Here is an 18,702-nt window from a genome sequence, read left to right as displayed (position 1 = left end):
ACTTCCTACTTTTTTATTAGAGGTTAACCCGTTGTTAAAACTTTTAACAATTCTCTTTACAACCAGATTTATATCTTGCAAAAAAGGCGTTCATGAAAAATATTTCTACTATATTATCCATTATTGCTCTTGTTCTCATAGGTGTTCTTTTTTACTTCCAGTTTAGTAAAGGAGACCAACAGAAAAAAGTAGCCGTAAAAACTGATAATAATGCTGCCCCCAGCTTTGCCGTAGCTTACTTTGATATTGATTCCCTGCAGGAACATTATGAGTATTTCAAAGATGTTTCAGGCGACATGAAGAAGAAAGAAAGTGCCATGAATGCTGAATTGAACGATTTAACCAACAAGTACCAACGTACTGTTCGTAAATGGCAGGAAAAGGGCAATAGCATTACCCAGGCAGAATATGAATCTGCCCAGCGCGAAGTTGGTTTGCAACAACAACAGATCCAGCAACGTAAGGGTGAGCTGGAGCAGGAAATGCAAAAGCTGCAGGTTGACCGCATGAGTGAGTTGCGCAAACAGGTAGAAGAGTTTTTGAAAGACTATAACAAAGACAAGCGATTCGCATATATCCTTTCTTATGAGCCCGGTTTTATTATTTACTACAAAGATCCTGCTTATAATATTACCGGTGATCTTATCAACGGGTTGAACCAGCAGTATAAGGATAAGAAGAAATAACCCTAAAGCTGAAAGGTAAAAGCCTAAAGTTTAAAGTAATATGTATTTGCTTTAAGCTTTAGGCTTTTGGCTTTTACCTATTGCCGTTAAAACTGGATAATAATTGCCCGGATTGTGGAAATTGGGGATAGATGCTATTCGGATTAGTTCCTTATCTTGAGCGGGTTAAAATCTGATTTTCTTACTATTATCTACCCAATATGGCAGAACACGCTTCTTCATTTAAACCATCCCTTAGTTTAATAGACGCTACCATGGTGGTAGCCGGTTCAATGATTGGTTCGGGTATCTTTATTGTTACTTCAGATATTGCCAAGGATGTAGGCAGTGCCGGCTGGATAATAGCGGTATGGCTGATCACCGGTTTTATGACGATTGTAGCTGCTGTAAGTTACGGGGAGCTAAGTGGCATGTTTCCGAAAGCGGGTGGCCAATATGTTTACCTCAGGGAGGCTTTTAATCCTTTAGCCGGTTTTTTATATGGCTGGAGTTTTTTTGCCGTAATACAAACCGCCACCATTGCGGCTGTAGCGGTAGCTTTTAGCCGTTTTACGGCGTATTTGATACCAGAGGTAGGCGAAGATGTTATACTGCTTACCATTGGCACGTTCAAAGTATCTGCTGCCCAGATACTGGCCATTTTTCTGATCATATTTCTTACCTATACCAACTCCCGGGGAATTAAAGGGGGAAAGATCATTCAAACCATATTCACCAGTGTAAAGCTGTTTTCTTTGTTTGGATTGATCATCCTTGGTTTTCTGTTGGTGAAACATAGCTTTTGGTCCGAAAACCTGGCAACGGGCATGAATGCGGTGCACTTTACTAAAAATCCGGCTGGCACTGCTGCAGATGATGGTTCCTGGTTACCCATTAGCGGAATTGTGTTGATAGGCGCCATCGCCTCAGCCATGTCGGGCTCAATTTTCAGCAGCGATAGCTGGAACAACGTAACCTTTATTGCCGGCGAAATAAAAAACCCTAAAAGAAACATTGGGCTCAGCCTGTTTCTGGGGACACTTATTGTAACCATTATTTATGTAGCTGCTAACCTGATGTACCTGAATGTGCTGCCTCTACACGACATCGCATTTGCCCCGTCGAGAAGGTTAGCGGTAATTTCAGCGGAGTCAATATTTGGTCCTAATGGCGCTTACGTAATAGCCGTCATGATCATGGTTTCCACCTTTGGTTGTAATAACGGTCTTATTCTGGCCGGCGCCCGGGTATATTATACCATGGCCAAGGACGGCCTGTTTTTTAAGAAAACCGGCACACTGAACAAAAACGCCGTGCCTGAATTTGCTTTGTGGATCCAGGCAGCTATGGCGGGCATTCTGTGTTTAAGCGGTAGTTATGGCGACCTGCTGGATATGATCGCTTTTGTTGCCGTACTTTTTTATGCAGTTACCATTCTGGGTATTTTCATCCTGCGCAAAAAGCGTCCGGATGCGGAGCGGCCTTATAAAGCATTCGGCTATCCCGTATTACCCATTATTTATATTATTCTTGCCCTTACATTTTGTGTTTTTCTTATTCAAATGAAACCTAAATACGCAGGTATTGGTTTTGGAATTGTTTTGGCGGGCGTTCCTTTGTATTATCTTGCAGTGCGAAATAAGAAAACAGCTTAGTTGCCGGTTACCTGTTTGCAGTTACCGGTAACTGCAAACAGGTAATATTTTTATAGTATGGATACAATTAATTTCGACCAACTTTTTGCTGATTTTTCCAATATCAAAGCCGGGGTGATAGGTGATGTAATGCTGGATATTTACTGGTGGGGACATGTGGAAAGGATATCGCCCGAAGCGCCGGTGCCTGTTGTTGCGCTGGATAAAAAAGAACACCGGATAGGTGGAGCCGGTAATGTGGCGTTGAACCTGGCCGCCCTGGGCTCCCAGGTAGCCGTACTCTCGGTAATGGGTGAAGATGAAAATGGCCATACCTTAACCCATTTGTTTAACGAACACCACATTAATACCAACTGGGTAGCCAAACAAAACTCCCGTATTACTACTGCCAAAACCCGCATTATAAGCCGTAACCAGCAAATGATGCGGCTGGATGCAGAGATCACCAAAGATCTGAGTGCCGATGATGAGAATGCCCTGTTGGAAAAAGTGCATCAGTATATTGCTACGGAAAAGCCGCAGGTAATCATTTTTGAAGACTACAATAAAGGGGTATTGACCGAGCGCGTGATAAAAGAAGTGACAGCCCTGTGTAAACAACATGGTGTTATAACCACGGTAGATCCCAAACGAAAAAACTTCTTCAGCTACCAGGGCGTTGATATTTTCAAGCCAAATTTGAAAGAGGTAAAAGACGGGTTGAACCTGCTGATAGATGATGTTAACCTGGTAACTCTGAACGATATTCACCAGCAGTTACAAAAGAAATTACAACACGCTATCTCCTTTATTACGCTGTCTGAAAAGGGTGTGTTTTACCAGCAGAACAGCGATGCCAAAATCATTCCTTCACACTTACGGAATATATCCGATGTGTCGGGCGCCGGGGATACGGTAATAGCCGTGGCTTCCCTGATCTATGCCGCTACCAAACGGATTGACCTGATGGCCGAAGTGGCCAATATTGCGGGTGGATTGGTTTGTGAGGAAGTGGGAACCGCGGCTGTGAATAAAGACAGGTTACTACACGAGTGCAAATTATTGTTGAAGTCCTGAGCCGGTTTATAAGTTCGTAAGTTATTAAGTTCTTTGGTTGAACCCGGGACTTACGAACTTAATAACTTAAGAACTGTAACTTATGATCACGCCTGCAGTACAATCTTTAATTCAGCAACTACTAAATAGTAAAGCCCCCATTACATATACTCCGGTAGGAGGAGGTTCCATCAATCATACGTACCGGATTACTGCCGGAAAAGAAAACTTCTTTTGCAAGATCAACGAACTGGCGGCAATGCCAGATCTGTTTGAAACGGAACGGCAGGGCCTGGAGCTGCTGGCGCAGCAACAGGTGATCCGGATCCCACGGGTTATTGCCAGTGGCCAAAACGGCGGGCACCAGGTTCTGATCCTGGAATGGATAGAACAGGGTTTACAAACTGATGCTTTCTGGACCTGCTTTGGCGAACAACTGGCTGCTTTACATCATATCCAAGGCAAACAATTTGGCCTGCCCACTGACAATTACATGGGCTCGCTGCCGCAAAGCAATCAACCTGCCGGTAACTGGACCGATTTTTTTATTCAACAAAGGCTGCAGCCACAGGTAAAACTGGCCGTTAACCGTCAATTGCTGGAACCGGCCCAGGTACAGCAATTTGAAAAGCTGTATCAGCGGCTGGGCAATCTGTTTGCACCGGAACCGGCTGCGTTGTTACATGGCGACCTGTGGAGTGGTAATTTTGTATGTGATGCTTCGGAAAATCCGGTGCTGATCGATCCGGCGGTATATTATGGCCATCGCAGTATTGATATGGCTATGACCACCTTGTTTGGAGGATTCGGCAACCTGTTTTATGAGAGCTACAACTATCATTACCCCCTGCCTGTTAATTACAGACAGCAATGGGAAGTGTGCAACTTATACCCATTGCTGATTCACCTGAATTTATTTGGCAAAAGCTACCTGGCCGACATTATGCATACAATCCGGCGGTATTGATTTACGTTATATTTTTGAAGGAAGAAGGATAAAATTGCAAGTATTATGTAATAAATGGTGAGTAGGAGGTAATAAGTGGATAACGGGTTAGGTGGCTATTACATAAATTTGTGCAATGAAATGCAGCAGAATGACTTATGAAGCCGTCTTAAACAAAATGATCACCCTTTAATGAATTGAATGCTGGCTGTTACTATACTGGGAAATAATTCTGCCTTACCGGCGTACGACCGGCATCCCACGTCGCAGGTAGTGACGCTGGATGATAATTTGTTCCTGGTTGATAGTGGCGAAGGCACCCAGCAGCAACTGGTGAAATACCGCATCCGCTGGTCGCGCATCAACTATATTTTCATTTCCCACCTGCATGGCGACCACTATTTTGGTTTACCGGGTTTACTACACAGTATGGGGCTGCTGCATCGCGAGAATGAGCTGCATTTATTTGCCCCGGCTCCTTTAAAACAAATACTGGACTTACAATTGGAGGCTGCCTCCAATCAATTGTCGTACCCCCTGTATTTTCATCCGTTGGAAGGGGAGGGCGTGATTGTACAGAACGATAAATTCAGAGTAACCTGTTTTGCCACCAAGCACCGCATTCCCTGCTGGGGTTTCAGGTTCGACCAGGTGCGGGCGCCGCGCCGCGTTAATCCTGAAAAGGCGATTGAATATGGCGTACCGGCCGCGTTTTACGACCGCCTTAAATGGGGGGAAGATTATACTACCAAAAGCGGGGAACTGATAGAAAATGAACTGGTGACCAATCCCGGCGTTAAGCCGTTGTCATACGCCTATTGCGCCGATACCATTTATGATGAAGAACTGATAGAAAAGGTAAAAGGCGTTGACCTGCTATACCACGAAACAACTTACTTAAAAGACCTGGAAATGAGGGCTGCCATGCGTTTTCACTCCACTACCCAACAGGCTGCCCGGATTGCCAAAAACGCCAACGTAGGGCGTTTGCTCATAGGTCATTTTAGCTCAAAATACGATAAGCTGGAGGTGTTTGAACAGGAAGCCATCGAGGTGTTCCCCAATACCAGCCTGGCATTGGAAGGTGTTACGTTTCGTGCTCCGCAGAAATGATGAATATCAAATGTTGAATATTGAATGTTGAAGTATAAACCTACTTAAATGAAAAATGTCGAATGTACCTCAACATTCGACATTATTATTCGGAGTTCGTTATTTCTAATTGTTTTTCAGGAACGCTTTCACCTGCTCGTGCAAGCCTTCGGTCAACGGCATCATTGGTAAACGCAGGGCGTTTTCCAACAGGTTCATTTCGGTCATGAATGCTTTTACGCCGGCAGGATTGTTTTCAGCAAACATCAATTCGTAGGCCAGGATCAGCACATCGTTCAATGATTTGGCTGCTTTAAAATCGCCTTTCAAACACTGGCGCACCATATGGGTGAATTGTTTGGGGAAGGCATTGGCGGCTACGCTGATAACCCCATCCATGCCACAGGCAACCTGTGGTAATATCAGGGCGTCGTCACCACTAACTACCAGAAAATTTTCGGGGCGGTCGCGCAGGATCTGCATGCACTGGGCCATATCGCCGCTGGCTTCTTTAATTCCACCAATATTGGCCACTTCATTAGCCAAACGCAGGGTAGTAGCGGCGGTCATGTTACGACCGGTACGGCCTGGAACATTATACAACAAAATAGGTTTGGGCGAAGCTGCTGCCAGCGCTTTGTAGTGCTGGAAGATGCCTTCCTGTGAAGGTTTGTTGTAATAGGGGCTGGCGCTTAAAACAGCAGTAGCTTTATCTAAAGGGAAAGTTTCCAGTTCTTTTATTAATTCAGCAGTATTGTTACCGCCGATGCCTACAACAACCGGAACGCGGTTGTTCACTTTTTCGTAGGTGTAGCGTACAATGGCGATCTTTTCTTCTTTGCTGAGGGTAGGTGTTTCGCCGGTGGTGCCGAGCGTCACCACATATTCAACGCCGCCATTAATAACGTGGTCAATGATTTTGCTTAATGCATCGAGATCTACATCCGTATTGGATTTGAAAGGGGTAACCAGCGCCACGCCGGTACCATATAATGATTGACGAAGAGACATAATATTTTGGTTGAATCCCGATTGTTTTCGGGAGCGATTTAAATTTTGAATGTTGGTTTTAAGCTGTTTAACGATAAGTAATTACAAGTAAGAACTAGGAGGCTAATTCGTCCCAGAAGCCCATCTTGTTAAACTTATCGATTCGCTTTCGAACCCGCTCTTCTGGGTCCATCGCTTTCAGCTCGTTGATGGTGTTAATGAGGTAAGGTTTTAATAAGCCGGCGGCTTCATCGTAATTCCAATGTGCGCCACCCACAGGCTCTGGAATGATACCATCAATTAATCCAAATTCATGCATATAGTCGGCAGTGAGTTTTAACTGTTCGGCTGCTTTTTCTTTCTGGTCCCAGCTACGCCAAAGAATAGAACTGCAGCTTTCGGGCGAAATAACCGTGTACCAGGTGTTTTCGAGCATGAACACTTTGTCGCCAACGCCAATTCCCATAGCGCCGCCGGAGGCTCCTTCGCCAATGATCACACATATAACCGGTACTTTAAGCCGCATCATTTCATAAATATTACGGGCAATAGCTTCACCCTGTCCCCTTTCTTCCGCTTCCAGGCCTGGGTAGGCGCCGGGCGTATCAATAAGGGTTATAATAGGTTTGTCGAACTTCTCTGCCAGCTTCATCAGTCGCAGGGCCTTGCGGTACCCTTCAGGATTGGCCATACCGAAATTGCGCAATTGACGCGCCTTGGTATTGATACCCTTTTGCTGACCGATGATCATTACTGTTTGCCCATCGAGGGAGGCAAAACCACCCACCATGGCCTTATCATCTTTAACATTACGGTCGCCAAACAACTCCACAAAATCAGTAGTGAGTTTGGAGATATATTTCATGGTGTACGGACGGTCGGGGTGGCGGCTCAACTGCACTTTTTGCCAGGGCGTAAGGCTTTGTGTTATAGCCTTACGCGTTTCCAGCACGCGCTCTTCCAGTTTCTTAATTGGGTCAGTCAGATCAAGTTTACTCTTTTCGGCCTTTTGCTTCAAACCTTCTATATCATCAAAAAGATCTTTGATCGGTTTTTCAAAATCCAGGAACTGACGGTTTTTATCTTGCGGCATAGGCAGTGATAATAAGCTGTAAAATTAAGGGATGAAGGATTTTTTAAGAAAGTTTTCTACAAACGCCCCATTTCACGTGACTATTTGCAAAATCGCGGATTTTGGCAAACAGTGGCCTGTTTCGCTTACGTTTACAGAACTCCTTGTTAATGAGCATCTATTAACGTAATCCCGGGGGATTTATGATGCACTTTCCGGTTTTTAAAGGCTGCAAATGTAGTGTGAAAACGGGATATTTAGTGCCGTACCGTCCTGACGGGGAGAACTTGTCTTTTTTGGGACCTGACTTTTCTATTTCAGCATATTCAGCAACAACTGCTGGCCCACTCCAAATTGGCAACAATCTTTTGAACAGCATGTACGTACGTTGTTTTGTTTCAAAGCTATTTTATTTTGATTATGAGGTGATTCGTTTTTGTTCCAATTTGGTTTGATTTCTGGTATCGATAGTTTGATAGGCTGATATAGTTGATGCAGTGAAGGAATTATCCTGGGATTTCGTATAGTTTTCATGGGAAAACGGTATCAAATCCCAGGATTATGGTATGAAATCCTGGGAAAACATAGTGAAATCCCAGGATAATGGTATCAAATCCCAGGATAATGATATAAATTCCTGGGATTTCATATCGAAATCCTGGGAAAACAGTATAAAATCCTAGGAATGTAAAAGCTTTTGAAGGGATTCGATTGCTTTTTTCATATTAATGCCTTTACCCAGCACCGGCTTAAAAATATCGCCCTGTTCTTTAATGCGGGCCACTGCATTGTGAATGGTGAAGTCTTTCATTTTAAGCCCTTTCTTAACTTCTTCCCAATGCAAAGGCATGGAAACCGTAGCCCCGGGTTTGGGGCGAAGGGAGTAGGCGCAGGCCAGGGTGGCTTGTGGGCGGTTCTGTAAAAAGTCGATGTAGATCTTTCCTTTTCTATCGGCCGTTTGCCGTTCAATACTGGTGAACCGGGGTAGCTGTTCGTGCACCATGGTAGCAATGAGGCGGCCAAACTCCCGGGAAGCTTCATACACATATTTAGCGCCCAGCGGCATATAAATATGAATGCCGGTTGAACCGGATGTTTTACAGTAATTGGGAATACCCGCGCTATCCAGGAGCTCATGTGTAACCTGGGCGGTTTTTATTACCTGCTCGAACGTATTGGTATCGGGGTCGAGGTCAATGATACACCAGTCGGGATTGTCGGGTTTTTGCACCCGGCTGCTCCAGGGGTTCATTTCAATGCAGCCCAGCGAAGCCATATATAATACATCTGCTTCCCGCACCGGTACCAGGAAGCTTTTTTTGACGCTTTTATCGGTATACGGAAAAGTGTTGATCCAGTCTGGAATTTTACCTGTTACATTTTTCTGGTAAAAGCTTTCGCCATCAATGCCATTGGGAAACCGGTTCATCGATTGGGGCCGGTCTTTCAAATAAGGTAAAATAACCGGCGACACCTGGTAATAATAATTCAGCAAATCGCGCTTGGTGATCTTTTCTTTGGGCCAGTAGATTTTGTTGAGGTTGCTGAATTTTAGTTTATATCCGTTGATGGACCTTTCCTGTTGTTTTTCGCCGGGGTTTAATAAGGTTTTACGTTCGGCGGCTGAGCGGCGGGTGAGTATTTTTTCTTTATGCAGAATGGATTCGGGCGCTACTATCTTCAGCGGCCTGGCTTTTTCAGCTTTTACGTCGGTTGCTTTTTTATCAATGCGCATGCCCTCAAATGAAGGATGCCGCATAACGCCATCGCTGGTGATCTCGGCAAATGCTACTTCGCAAACCAGTTGGGGTTTTAACCAGATTGCTGTCGCTTTTGGCGGATTAGGGCGGAACCGGGATGGCTTGTTATAATCGGGTTCTGTTCCAAACGGACAGCTTTTACGCACCAGTGGTTTAAACTGTTCCATCATATCGCGCTGGTCTTTATCGGTAAAACCGGTGCCTATTTTGCCGGTGTAATGCAACACCCCATTTTCAAAAACACCCACCAGCAGCGAGCTGAATAATTTGGAAGAACCTTCGTTGTGGGTATAACCACCGATCACTACTTCCTGCCGCTTTGCGATCTTTATCTTCAGCCAGTCTTTTGAGCGAACACCCGGCACGTACACACTGTCGGCTTTTTTGGCAATGATGCCTTCCATGTTCATCTCTTTGGCCATTTCGTAAAATTGAGTACCGGGGGCCTCAAAGGATTGACTTAGCTGTATGGTTGGATGCTGCGGCAGCATTTTTTTCAGGATGTCCCTGCGTTGTTGTAATGGCAGGTCAATGAGCAAATACCCATTCAGCCATAACAGGTCAAATACATAATACAACAATTCACCATCAGCTTCGCTGCGCCAGTTCTGCAAGTCGCCAAAACTGGAGACGCCTTCTTTATTGGAAATAATGATCTCCCCATCCAGCACGGCATGAAGATTTAATTCCTCCAGGGCAGCAGTAATGGGATAGAATTTTTCGTTGAATGATTTATTGTTGCGCGAAATAACCGACACCTGTTTGCCATCACAATGCGCCACAGCCCGGTAGCCATCCCATTTTACCTCAAACAACCAGTTATCGGCATCAAAAGGTTTATCAACCAGCGTGGCCAGCATGGGGGCGAAGCCGGTGGGGAAGGGGGCTTTTACCCCTGCTTTACCGGTGGGCGCCGCGCTTTTGCGCCGGCGTACCCCAACAGTCTTTTTCTTCCTTTGTGAAGTAACTGCCATGCCCTATAAGAATAATTTTTATGCCAGCGGGCGGGCACGGTTTTTTAGCGGGTAGGGTATGCCTTCGTCGGTGGTAGCAAATATGAATTATTTCCCACAAACATCTACCCTGCGGATCCTCTTCACTTCCGGGGAAATATATGATTACCTGAAAGTGCCGGCCGCTATTTATGAGGCCATGAAGAAGGCGGGGTCAAAGGGAACCTACCTAAATACCGTTATTAAAAAGCGATTTGCTTATAAGAAAATAACGTGAATTCAGCGGCGGGCCTGCAAACGGCAGACGCCCGTCGCGGCAAATGTTGCCTGCTGGCGAGGCAGCTGAACAGCTTTAAACTTTCAACCTTGAACTAACGAACTTAATAACTTACAAACTCAAGCACTTTCTTCAACCATTTTTTCCCGGATCTTGTATTCTTCGATATCAATCAGTGACATGTATTTCCTGATCAGTTCTTCATCATATTCCTGCAGGTGATTCACTCTGTTCAATGTAGTGCGTTGTTTTTCCAACAGCTCCAGGTAAATGAGTTGAAAATTCCGGATACTTCTTTCCGGGTTGTTTTCTGATGAATCCAGTTGCTCGGTCAGTAATTTCATATCGATCTTCAATCTCTCATGCAGGTTCTTCAAATGCTCGCTCACGTTCTTTCCTTCATTGGCTTTGGCCTCCAGAAATTCAATGGAACATTTGGCAATCTTTTTCTGAATGTTCAACTCCTGGATGTTTTCCGGGATGGTATTGTGGACTGGTGTTGGTTTTAATTTCCTGATGAGCCAGGGCAGGGTAAGTCCCTGAAATACCAATGTAACCAGGATTACAATAAAAGTTATAAAAAGTATGAGGTTGCGATAGGGAAAAGCCTGGTTGTTGCTGGCAAGCAGGGGAATTGACAAGGCCGCTGCCAATGATACCACACCACGCATACCGGCCCAGCCAATGATAAGCGGATTTCGCCAACCGGGGCTGTTATCTGCCACTGTAATATACCGGCTGATGAACACGGTAAACACAGATGCGCCGAGGGTGCAAAGCAGCCGGCAAACGATTAGCGCCAGGGAAATGGTTAACCCATAGCCAATAGCACTGCCCACACTGATATCATCACCCAATTGATTTATTATGGAAGGCAATTGCAACCCGATCAGCATAAACACCAGCCCGTTCAGGATAAACACCAGGTTTGCCCATACGTTCACCCCTTCAATCCGGCTGCGGTAACTTAACATGCGGTGCCGCTGCGCAGATAATAATAAGCCTCCACTTACAACAGATAATACCCCTGAAAAATGATAATGCTCTGCCGTGTAATACATGCAGTAGGGAACCACCAGGGTCAAAATGATCTCGATGCTGGGTGTCGTTGGCAGCCATTTATGAATGGCATAGAAAATAAATCCGATGGCAAGGCCGATCAATGTACCCATTATAATTACCAGGAAAAAGCTACCCACTGCTTCCGACATATGAAACTGTCCGGTTATTACCGCTGCAATAGCAAACCGGAAAACGATAAGTGAAGAGGCGTCGTTGAGCAGGCTCTCCCCTTCAACAATACTCACCAAACCCTTTGGCACTTTTACCTGCCGCATGATGGTGCTGGCCGAAATGGCATCGGGCGGGGAAACAATGCCGCCTAATAAAAATCCCAATGCCAGGGTAAAGCCCGGGATACAGGCCCATGATACAACGGCAATTACCGAAGAGGTAAGAATTACAATGGGAAATGCAAAACTGGTTATCACCCGCCGCCATTTCCAGAATTCTTTCCACGACACCTGCCAGGCAGAATCGAACAGCAGGGGTGGAAGAAATATAAAGAATACCAGTTCAGGATCTATGGTGATGTTTGAAAATGTAGTTGTAAAACTGAGCGCCAGTCCGCCCACTACCAAAACGATGGGGTAAGCCAGCCGCAGCTTGTTGGCGAACATGACCAGGGCCAGAATAATTAAAATGAGATAAACATATTGGATAAAAAGATGCTGCATGAATCGGGTGTTAAGCATAAAAATAATAAAACGCACCCACAAATGGATCAAACCAATGGAGTGCGTTTTTATTTGGATGCACTATTCCCGGACAGAAAAAGAATAAGCTATTAATAGAGGAACAGTGATAAACAGCAGGAAATACCATTTGGGATTCACTACAAATCCCTGTTCGCATGCAATGGCACTTGCCAGCAACAGTATTCCTACAGAAACTGATCGTTGCTTTCCGCGCATGACAATAGTTTACAGGTTAATTATTGGAAATAATTAAATCATTATCAATAATGTTCCCAAGCCCTGAACAATCAGGCCTGGGCAACCCTGTTAAAGTCTTTAAAAGTAGAGAAATAGTACAGGCGTGGACAAAATGGAACAAACTCGGGGAATGACCAGGTAACGCTATTGCTGATCTCAAGTATTATATACCTGACAATGCTGGTAACATTAGTATGTAAGGAATAACCGGTCATTAACTCAAACATACTAAAAATAGCGATAGCTTTAAAATGCAATAATTCCGTATATGAAAAATCAAGTGACCCTGCTGGCCTTTATCATTTGTTTGTGTAATAATGTAATTGGTCAGGACTCAACAACCCTGTTGAATACAGCTCCTGCGAAGTACGATGATTTTGACCGCCCTAAAAAATGGGGGTTTATCACCAATGTACCTTCTGACATGTGGCAAATTGCCAAATCACCTTTTCAAAAAAGTAACTTGCTGGGTTTAGGGGTGGTAGCTGCTTCTACAGCCATCTTAATACCATACGATCAACCCATTAGCGATGCTATTAAACGTGCCTCCACGCATATTCACCTGCAACCGGAAACTGAGTACAGTGTTCCTATAAAAATTGGCGACACCAAACTCCTCAAAATTCCGCAGAATTGGAATTCGGCGTTGTACCAATTGGGTGAAGGGGGAACCAGCATGCTGGTAGGTGGTGGACTATTTGTGTTTGGAAAAATAGCTAAAGACAACCGGGCCCTGCAAACAGCCAGTGATATTACAGAAACATTTTTTACCATGGGCATTGGTACGCAGGTGTTAAAACGCATGACGGGCAGGGAAAGTCCGTTTGTGCGTACAAAACCCGGTGGCGCCTGGCATCCATTCCCTTCGTTTAAAGATTTCCAGGTTAATACCAGTAATTACGATGCCTTTCCATCAGGCCATCTGGCAACCATGATGGCGACAGTTACAGTGCTTACCACCAATTATCCCGAAAAGAAATGGATTGGTTATCTCGGTTACAGCCTCATTGGATTAACAGGATGGGCAATGGCAAATACAGAAGTGCATTGGGTAGGCGATTATCCGCTTGCATTGGCACTGGGTTATATTTCAGGGAAGATCTCCTGTATGCGGCACCAAAAGAAAAAGCCCCATCCTTTAGCTATGTTGTAGTTGGTGCTTTTTTATTAAATTGGAAATATGTGGTGGATCTATGCATTACTATCTGCGCTGTTTGCTTCGTTAACAGCCATTTTTGCAAAAATTGGAATAACAGGTGTCAATTCAAACCTGGCAACTGCCATACGTGCTATTATAATACTGCTGGTTGCCTGGGGTATTGTTTTGGCAAGAGGTGAAGAAAAAGGTTTGCCTGCTTTGTCAAAACAAAACTGGATCTTCCTTATCATTTCCGGAGTTGCAACTGGTTTATCCTGGGTATTTTATTTCAAAGCATTACAGGTTGGTAAAGTATCGCAGGTAGCACCGGTTGATAAACTAAGTGTAGCATTGACTATTGTATTGTCTGTTGTAATATTAGGGGAAGCACTTTCTTTAAAAGCTGCTATTGGCGCATTACTGATAATAGCCGGAACAATTGTGTTAATATTATGACGATGACTTGTTTATCCGCGCATTTGCTTTGATTTGCGCATATATTGGGCTACATTTGCCGCGTGAGGTATTTATTTACATTATTACTATTATTTGTTCAACTGGTAACGGGATTTACTGCCGATGCAGGAACCACGTTGCCATCAAATAATATATCTCACGAAAAGAATACTTCAATCCTGGCTAATGATTTTTCACCCAATCATTTAGGTGAAGCAGCCACTTCTTTTCAGTTTAATTGCGTTGCGTTTAATGTAAGAGACCACCGGGATACAGATGCTTCTGTAATGGTGGGCCGTCTTAGCAATTATATTTCAGGCAACCTGCGTAAACGCATCAACGCTTTTCCCACACCGCATTGGTCTTCGTTCATCCGGTTACTGCTCTTTCCCAATCACTACTTCTGGTAAGCAGTTTTGTTTTTTAAAACAGAACCCTGGTGTTTAATGATCTCAATGATCATTAACGGAATTGTATTACCTAAACTTATTGAATTATGTCAGATGTAGTGATAGTACTAATGCTATTAGTACCAATAGTAGTTGTAATTATCGTCTTGAATAACGCCAGTAAAAGGCGTAGAAAAAAAGCACAGCAAAAGATAAACGCCTATATAACGGAAGCCACCCGGCAAACCGGTATTACCAATTATTATCGTAAACAGCTGGTGCATCAAACTGTGATCATCGATGAAAAAGCCCGTAAGCTGCTGATCGTTGAACACAATGGCATTTACTCATTTGAAGTGTTTCCGCTCGATGCAGTCAGCGGAAACATGGTGGTGAATGTTAAGCAGCCGTTTACAATAGAGGGGAAGGAACAGAAAAAGGAACACATTACTACCAGGATAGGTGTTGAACTTAAGTTCCGAAAGGTTGACGATGAGAAGTTCCTTAAGTTTTACGATCACCTCGAGCACAACGTATACCATATTGCCGATTTTGAAAAGGAAGCTCATCAGTTACGTGAAAAGATAGAGAAGGTAAGAGCTGAAAATTAGTACTATGAAAAACCTAAGGCGCTGCAATCAGTAATCCGTACAGTACTTGTTTTTTGTAAGTCATAGTGTTTCCGCCTTCAAACGAAAGGGATCCGGATGCAGCGGGTCCCTTTTAGCTTTTCTTAAAAAACTTATTTGTCCTTAAATATGGAATCTCTAATTTGTTGCTTCAGCGCATCGGGCAAATCGGGTATTGAATCAAGAAACGTATCGATCTCTTCTTTTTTTTCCCTGCGTGAATCCGGTATTAAATGCCACTCTGGTTTTAAAATACCTCCGTGCTTTTTGAAGTCATCCTGGTTTATGCTAATATATGCAGATAACAGCGTGTAGACCAAAAGCTGTCCGCAGATGTACAACCAGGTTTCAATATTGGGCTTTCTAACAATTATTGAAAATGTAACGCCAAAGAACAGTCCGAGCGCCCATAGGGCGCATGTTACCAGTATAGCTTTAATGCAGCTGAATAAATCTGCATCAGGAACGAAAATAAAAAGCAGCAATTGCGACAATGCAACCTGAATGGCCAATGAATATAAAAATACCTTGTTACGTTTCATAATAAGGATGTACTCCAAATATAAAATGATGGGACCTTATTTGCAAATTCATTCGTGCTTTCTCCAAACGCAGGAAGAGCCTTACCAGCGATAAGTCTCCCTTGCGCGAACGGTTTGTTCTATTAGTCTTCCATAGGTGCTATATGTTACGAATTAATATTCAGCCTGTCCTATTTCGAGTTTGTAGATCTTATTATAGGCATCCAGGTGAAATTTGAAATAGGTTTTGAAATTACCCCACGTATCGCTGTGAAATTGTCCATAAATAGAACGGCCGCTGTCTTTCACAATGTCAATGCTGGTAAACCGTTCGTGACCAATGGCCTCGGTAGAAAAATTGGCGAAGTTCCGGGGATGACCATCATCCAGCAATTGCGCATCGGCGGTAAAATAAGAGAGCCATAATTTTGAATCACCTGCCTGCCAGGCCTGGAAGGCCGCTTTTACGGTAGGGTTGGTGAGCTTGCTGGTATCCATACTTATAATATTTGAGTTATTATTGTTTTTCTCCTTTTGTGCCGCTGCGCCCATACAACCGGTGAGCAACACAACGGCAACCAATATAGTTGAGCTATGCATGAGCTGAAATTTTAGAAGGGGTTACGCCATAGCACCGTTTACGCCAATAATTTGTCCGCTGATCCATTTGGCATCGTCGCTGGCCAGGAAAACGATCACTTTCGCAATCTCATCTACTTCTCCTAAACGGTTGAATGCATTTAATGCGGCCTGACGGGCGATCACTTCGGCTGATTTGCCTTTGAGGTATAATTCGGTGCTGGTTGGGCCAGGCGCTACCGCATTTACTGTTATGCCCCTTGCACCCATTTCTTTGGCAAATACGCGGGTCATTTGTTCAACAGCTGCTTTTGTGGCTGCATACGTTCCGTAGGTGGGCACCATAACGCGGGTTAACGTAGTAGAGGTGCTGATGATAGTACCATTATCGGCCAGTTTGGTAGCGGCTTCGCGCAGGGTATTAAAGGTGCCACGCACGTTTATTTCAAACTGGCGGGTAAAATCTTCATCGGTGGTATCTTTCAACATTTTGGTGATCATGATACCGGCATTGTTGATCAGCACATCAATTCTGCCATAATGGGCAATAGCGGCATCGAACAAGGCAGTTACTTCATTCACTTTACTAACGTCGGCTTTCAGTGCAATGGCATCGCCGCCGGCGTCTTTTATTTCCTGTACGGTTTTATCGGCTTCGGCCTGGCTGCCGGCATAATTAACGATCACTTTTGCACCTTCGCTGGCGATCATTTTAGCTGTTGCAGCGCCAATACCTCTTGAAGCGCCGGTAATCAATACTACTTTGTTATTTAACCTGTTCATGATTTCTTTGTTTTTTGTTTGATTTGATGACACAAAGATGGCTCATGAACAGGGCCTGAAACGTACAAAGATTAAATTAATAGTTACAAAAATCTCAGGTTGGTTAATTGAGTTGACAAGTTGATAGGGTTGATAAAGGGGAAAAGGGAATAAAGTGTGAGAGATGAAATTGGTGAGGAATGTTGCCTTGTCGCGAGTCCTTTCACGTTTGACGTTTGACGTTTCACAACCAGGGATTGCCTATTGTCAATTGCCTATTGCCTGTTGAGGGGGTATTGTTTACGGTAGTCGGCCGGGCTTTGGCTGGTGTGTTTTTTAAAATAATTACTGAAGTGGGAGGCTTCCAGGAAACCTAACCTGCCGGCGATTTCCTTAATATTCATTTGTTTATCCTGCAGCATCACTTTGGCTTCGGCAATGGTTTTATCGGCGATCCAGGCGGTGATGGGTTTACCGGTTTTACTGGTAATTACGCTGGAGAGGTAGTTTACGTGCAGGAATTGTTTATCGGCATAATCCTGAACCCGCAGCTGGGTGTCGGTTTTGCCGTTTGCCAGGTCCCGGAAATGTTGTTCCAGGTTTTGCTTGAAGGTTTTTACGATCTGCGAGCTGCGGTTGCCTTCATAAATAGGGTTGTAAGCCTGGAAGAAATATTCCTTGATCTTTAATAAAAGCGTAACCATGGCGCTGCCAATGATCTTGCTTTTATAGGGTGAATCGCCCTGGTATTCGCGGTAGATGAATTGGTATAATTCTTCAATGATCGCAAACTGATCGGGTTTCAATACCCGGGGCTCTACCGTTTCGGTAAGCAGAAAGGAGAATTCGCGGTAGATATCCTGATGTACCTGTTCCTTTAAATAGGATTCAGTAAAAACAACCAGACAGGTATCGGTGATGTTATGCCATTCAAATTTGCGGAAGTTGCTGGGGTTGGTGAAATATACAGTACCGGGTACCATCGGAAAACTCAGGTCATCGATGGTATAATTGCCAAACGCATCTTTGATAAAAAGAAAGCTGAAGAAATTGGGCCGGTAGGGAATGGAGGTAACAGGATATTCTTTGAACACATCCTGCAGGTACAGGATTGAAAACCCCGACGATTGATCGATTGTTTCATGCGAAATGCCCATGAGATCATACAATTCGTTAAGGTCCTTAACTAAAAGGTTTTTTGATGGCATGGGTCGAAAGTAGGAAATATATTGGTAATTAAGGAAGGCGGGTTGATAGGGTTGATAGAGTTGACAGGGTTGACAAGTTAACAGGTTAACAGGTATGGAATAATGGCTCTTATGCATCTTAAGCATATGAAGAAATGTATACCTGCTTTTTTGTTTTTGTTTTTTGTGATCAGTTCAGTGGCTTTTACTGCAAAGGGTCAATCACATGGGCCAGTTAAAAATGATAAGGTTGATAGTACAGGCGAAGAGGTAGACATTTATTGTTTTTTTCCTGAATTTATTGAGCCTGATTTTCCTGGCGGAATGGGTGCATGGATATCATTCATTCGGAGAAACCTTAAGTATCCGGCTGCTGCTGTAAAAGCAAATATTCAGGGTACAGTGGTTGTTCAATTTGTAGTAGACCTTGATGGAAATGTAACCAATATAAAAACGGTGAGCGGGCCAGGGGAACTGAAGCAAGCGGCTATGAATGTAATTAAAAAATCTCCTAAATGGAATCCTGCCGTGCAAAATGGCCACCGGGTAAAAGGCTATAAAACACAGCCCATCGTTTTCCGAATAGAGAAATGACGGGCTGT

At 44.0% G+C, this 18,702-nt stretch carries 19 protein-coding genes; 11 read left to right on the top strand and 8 right to left on the bottom strand.

Features of this window, described 5'->3' with window-relative positions; genetic code table 11:
* Nucleotides 1-92 precede the first annotated feature (92 nt).
* The 5 genes from NIAKO_RS24155 to NIAKO_RS24135 all read left to right on the top strand — a co-directional run bounded on the left by NIAKO_RS24155 (nucleotide 93) and on the right by NIAKO_RS24135 (nucleotide 5,414).
* Nucleotides 93-686: an OmpH/Skp family outer membrane protein gene (locus tag NIAKO_RS24155; protein ID WP_014221081.1), complete on the top strand. Its 594-nt coding sequence runs from the start codon at nucleotides 93-95 to the stop codon at nucleotides 684-686.
* Nucleotides 687-886: 200 nt separating this feature from the next.
* On the top strand, nucleotides 887-2,320 hold the full coding sequence (locus NIAKO_RS24150; RefSeq protein ID WP_014221080.1) for an APC family permease: 1,434 nt from the start codon (nucleotides 887-889) through the stop codon (nucleotides 2,318-2,320).
* Between the two features lie 57 nt (nucleotides 2,321-2,377).
* Nucleotides 2,378-3,376: a bifunctional heptose 7-phosphate kinase/heptose 1-phosphate adenyltransferase gene (locus tag NIAKO_RS24145; RefSeq protein WP_014221079.1), complete on the top strand. Its 999-nt coding sequence runs from the start codon at nucleotides 2,378-2,380 to the stop codon at nucleotides 3,374-3,376.
* 82 nt (nucleotides 3,377-3,458) lie between these two features.
* On the top strand, nucleotides 3,459-4,322 hold the full coding sequence (locus NIAKO_RS24140; protein WP_014221078.1) for a fructosamine kinase family protein: 864 nt from the start codon (nucleotides 3,459-3,461) through the stop codon (nucleotides 4,320-4,322).
* A 180-nt stretch (nucleotides 4,323-4,502) separates the two neighbouring features.
* On the top strand, nucleotides 4,503-5,414 hold the full coding sequence (locus NIAKO_RS24135; RefSeq protein ID WP_014221077.1) for a ribonuclease Z: 912 nt from the start codon (nucleotides 4,503-4,505) through the stop codon (nucleotides 5,412-5,414).
* Nucleotides 5,415-5,519: 105 nt separating this feature from the next.
* Here NIAKO_RS24135 and dapA read toward each other — a convergent pair whose 3' ends face one another.
* From dapA to ligD, 3 genes are all read right to left on the bottom strand, one after another.
* Nucleotides 5,520-6,404 carry a 4-hydroxy-tetrahydrodipicolinate synthase gene (dapA, locus tag NIAKO_RS24130; RefSeq protein WP_014221076.1) on the bottom strand — a complete coding sequence of 295 codons (885 nt, stop codon included), beginning with the start codon at nucleotides 6,402-6,404 and terminating at the stop codon, nucleotides 5,520-5,522.
* 94 nt (nucleotides 6,405-6,498) lie between these two features.
* A complete protein-coding gene (locus tag NIAKO_RS24125; RefSeq protein ID WP_014221075.1) occupies nucleotides 6,499-7,476 on the bottom strand; it encodes an acetyl-CoA carboxylase carboxyltransferase subunit alpha in 978 nt (325 codons plus the stop codon).
* Nucleotides 7,477-8,134: 658 nt separating this feature from the next.
* Entirely contained in the window at nucleotides 8,135-10,189 is a 2,055-nt protein-coding gene (gene ligD / locus NIAKO_RS24115; RefSeq protein WP_014221073.1) for a DNA ligase D, read from the bottom strand.
* A gap of 58 nt (nucleotides 10,190-10,247) precedes the next feature.
* Between ligD and NIAKO_RS24110 the strand changes: the two genes are divergently transcribed.
* Nucleotides 10,248-10,445 carry a KTSC domain-containing protein gene (locus NIAKO_RS24110; protein ID WP_014221072.1) on the top strand — a complete coding sequence of 66 codons (198 nt, stop codon included), beginning with the start codon at nucleotides 10,248-10,250 and terminating at the stop codon, nucleotides 10,443-10,445.
* A 119-nt stretch (nucleotides 10,446-10,564) separates the two neighbouring features.
* Here the strand turns inward: NIAKO_RS24110 and NIAKO_RS24105 are convergent, their stop codons facing one another.
* Nucleotides 10,565-12,181: a Na+/H+ antiporter gene (locus NIAKO_RS24105; RefSeq protein ID WP_014221071.1), complete on the bottom strand. Its 1,617-nt coding sequence runs from the start codon at nucleotides 12,179-12,181 to the stop codon at nucleotides 10,565-10,567.
* A gap of 526 nt (nucleotides 12,182-12,707) precedes the next feature.
* On the opposite strand from NIAKO_RS24105, the gene NIAKO_RS24100 reads away from it, so the two are divergent.
* From NIAKO_RS24100 to NIAKO_RS24085, 4 genes are all read left to right on the top strand, one after another.
* Nucleotides 12,708-13,592: a phosphatase PAP2 family protein gene (locus tag NIAKO_RS24100; protein ID WP_014221068.1), complete on the top strand. Its 885-nt coding sequence runs from the start codon at nucleotides 12,708-12,710 to the stop codon at nucleotides 13,590-13,592.
* 27 nt (nucleotides 13,593-13,619) lie between these two features.
* On the top strand, nucleotides 13,620-14,033 hold the full coding sequence (locus NIAKO_RS24095; protein WP_014221067.1) for an EamA family transporter: 414 nt from the start codon (nucleotides 13,620-13,622) through the stop codon (nucleotides 14,031-14,033).
* A gap of 62 nt (nucleotides 14,034-14,095) precedes the next feature.
* Complete coding sequence (locus tag NIAKO_RS24090) at nucleotides 14,096-14,443, top strand: hypothetical protein (RefSeq protein ID WP_133055322.1); 348 nt, start codon at nucleotides 14,096-14,098, stop codon at nucleotides 14,441-14,443.
* An 86-nt stretch (nucleotides 14,444-14,529) separates the two neighbouring features.
* Nucleotides 14,530-15,033: a hypothetical protein gene (locus NIAKO_RS24085; protein WP_014221066.1), complete on the top strand. Its 504-nt coding sequence runs from the start codon at nucleotides 14,530-14,532 to the stop codon at nucleotides 15,031-15,033.
* 131 nt (nucleotides 15,034-15,164) lie between these two features.
* Here the strand turns inward: NIAKO_RS24085 and NIAKO_RS24080 are convergent, their stop codons facing one another.
* The 4 genes from NIAKO_RS24080 to NIAKO_RS24065 form a co-directional block, all read right to left on the bottom strand.
* The gene (locus NIAKO_RS24080) at nucleotides 15,165-15,593 is read right to left on the bottom strand and encodes a hypothetical protein (protein WP_014221065.1); all 429 of its coding nucleotides are present in this window, start codon (nucleotides 15,591-15,593) and stop codon (nucleotides 15,165-15,167) included.
* A 153-nt stretch (nucleotides 15,594-15,746) separates the two neighbouring features.
* Nucleotides 15,747-16,172, bottom strand: a complete 426-nt coding sequence (locus NIAKO_RS24075; protein ID WP_014221064.1) for a hypothetical protein — start codon at nucleotides 16,170-16,172, stop codon at nucleotides 15,747-15,749.
* A 21-nt stretch (nucleotides 16,173-16,193) separates the two neighbouring features.
* Nucleotides 16,194-16,934 carry an SDR family oxidoreductase gene (locus tag NIAKO_RS24070; RefSeq protein ID WP_014221063.1) on the bottom strand — a complete coding sequence of 247 codons (741 nt, stop codon included), beginning with the start codon at nucleotides 16,932-16,934 and terminating at the stop codon, nucleotides 16,194-16,196.
* Nucleotides 16,935-17,188: 254 nt separating this feature from the next.
* Nucleotides 17,189-18,121: an AraC family transcriptional regulator gene (locus NIAKO_RS24065; protein ID WP_014221062.1), complete on the bottom strand. Its 933-nt coding sequence runs from the start codon at nucleotides 18,119-18,121 to the stop codon at nucleotides 17,189-17,191.
* 126 nt (nucleotides 18,122-18,247) lie between these two features.
* Here NIAKO_RS24065 and NIAKO_RS37135 point away from each other — a divergent pair, with 126 nt between their 5' ends.
* A complete protein-coding gene (locus NIAKO_RS37135) occupies nucleotides 18,248-18,694 on the top strand; it encodes an energy transducer TonB (RefSeq protein ID WP_172642130.1) in 447 nt (148 codons plus the stop codon).
* The last annotated feature ends 8 nt before the right edge of the window (nucleotides 18,695-18,702 follow it).

It is taken from the genome of Niastella koreensis GR20-10 (genome assembly GCF_000246855.1).
In the GTDB taxonomy this organism is placed as follows: domain Bacteria; phylum Bacteroidota; class Bacteroidia; order Chitinophagales; family Chitinophagaceae; genus Niastella; species Niastella koreensis.
The sequence above is the reverse complement of the archived record's forward strand: the minus strand, read 5'-3'. Positions and strand labels throughout refer to the sequence as shown.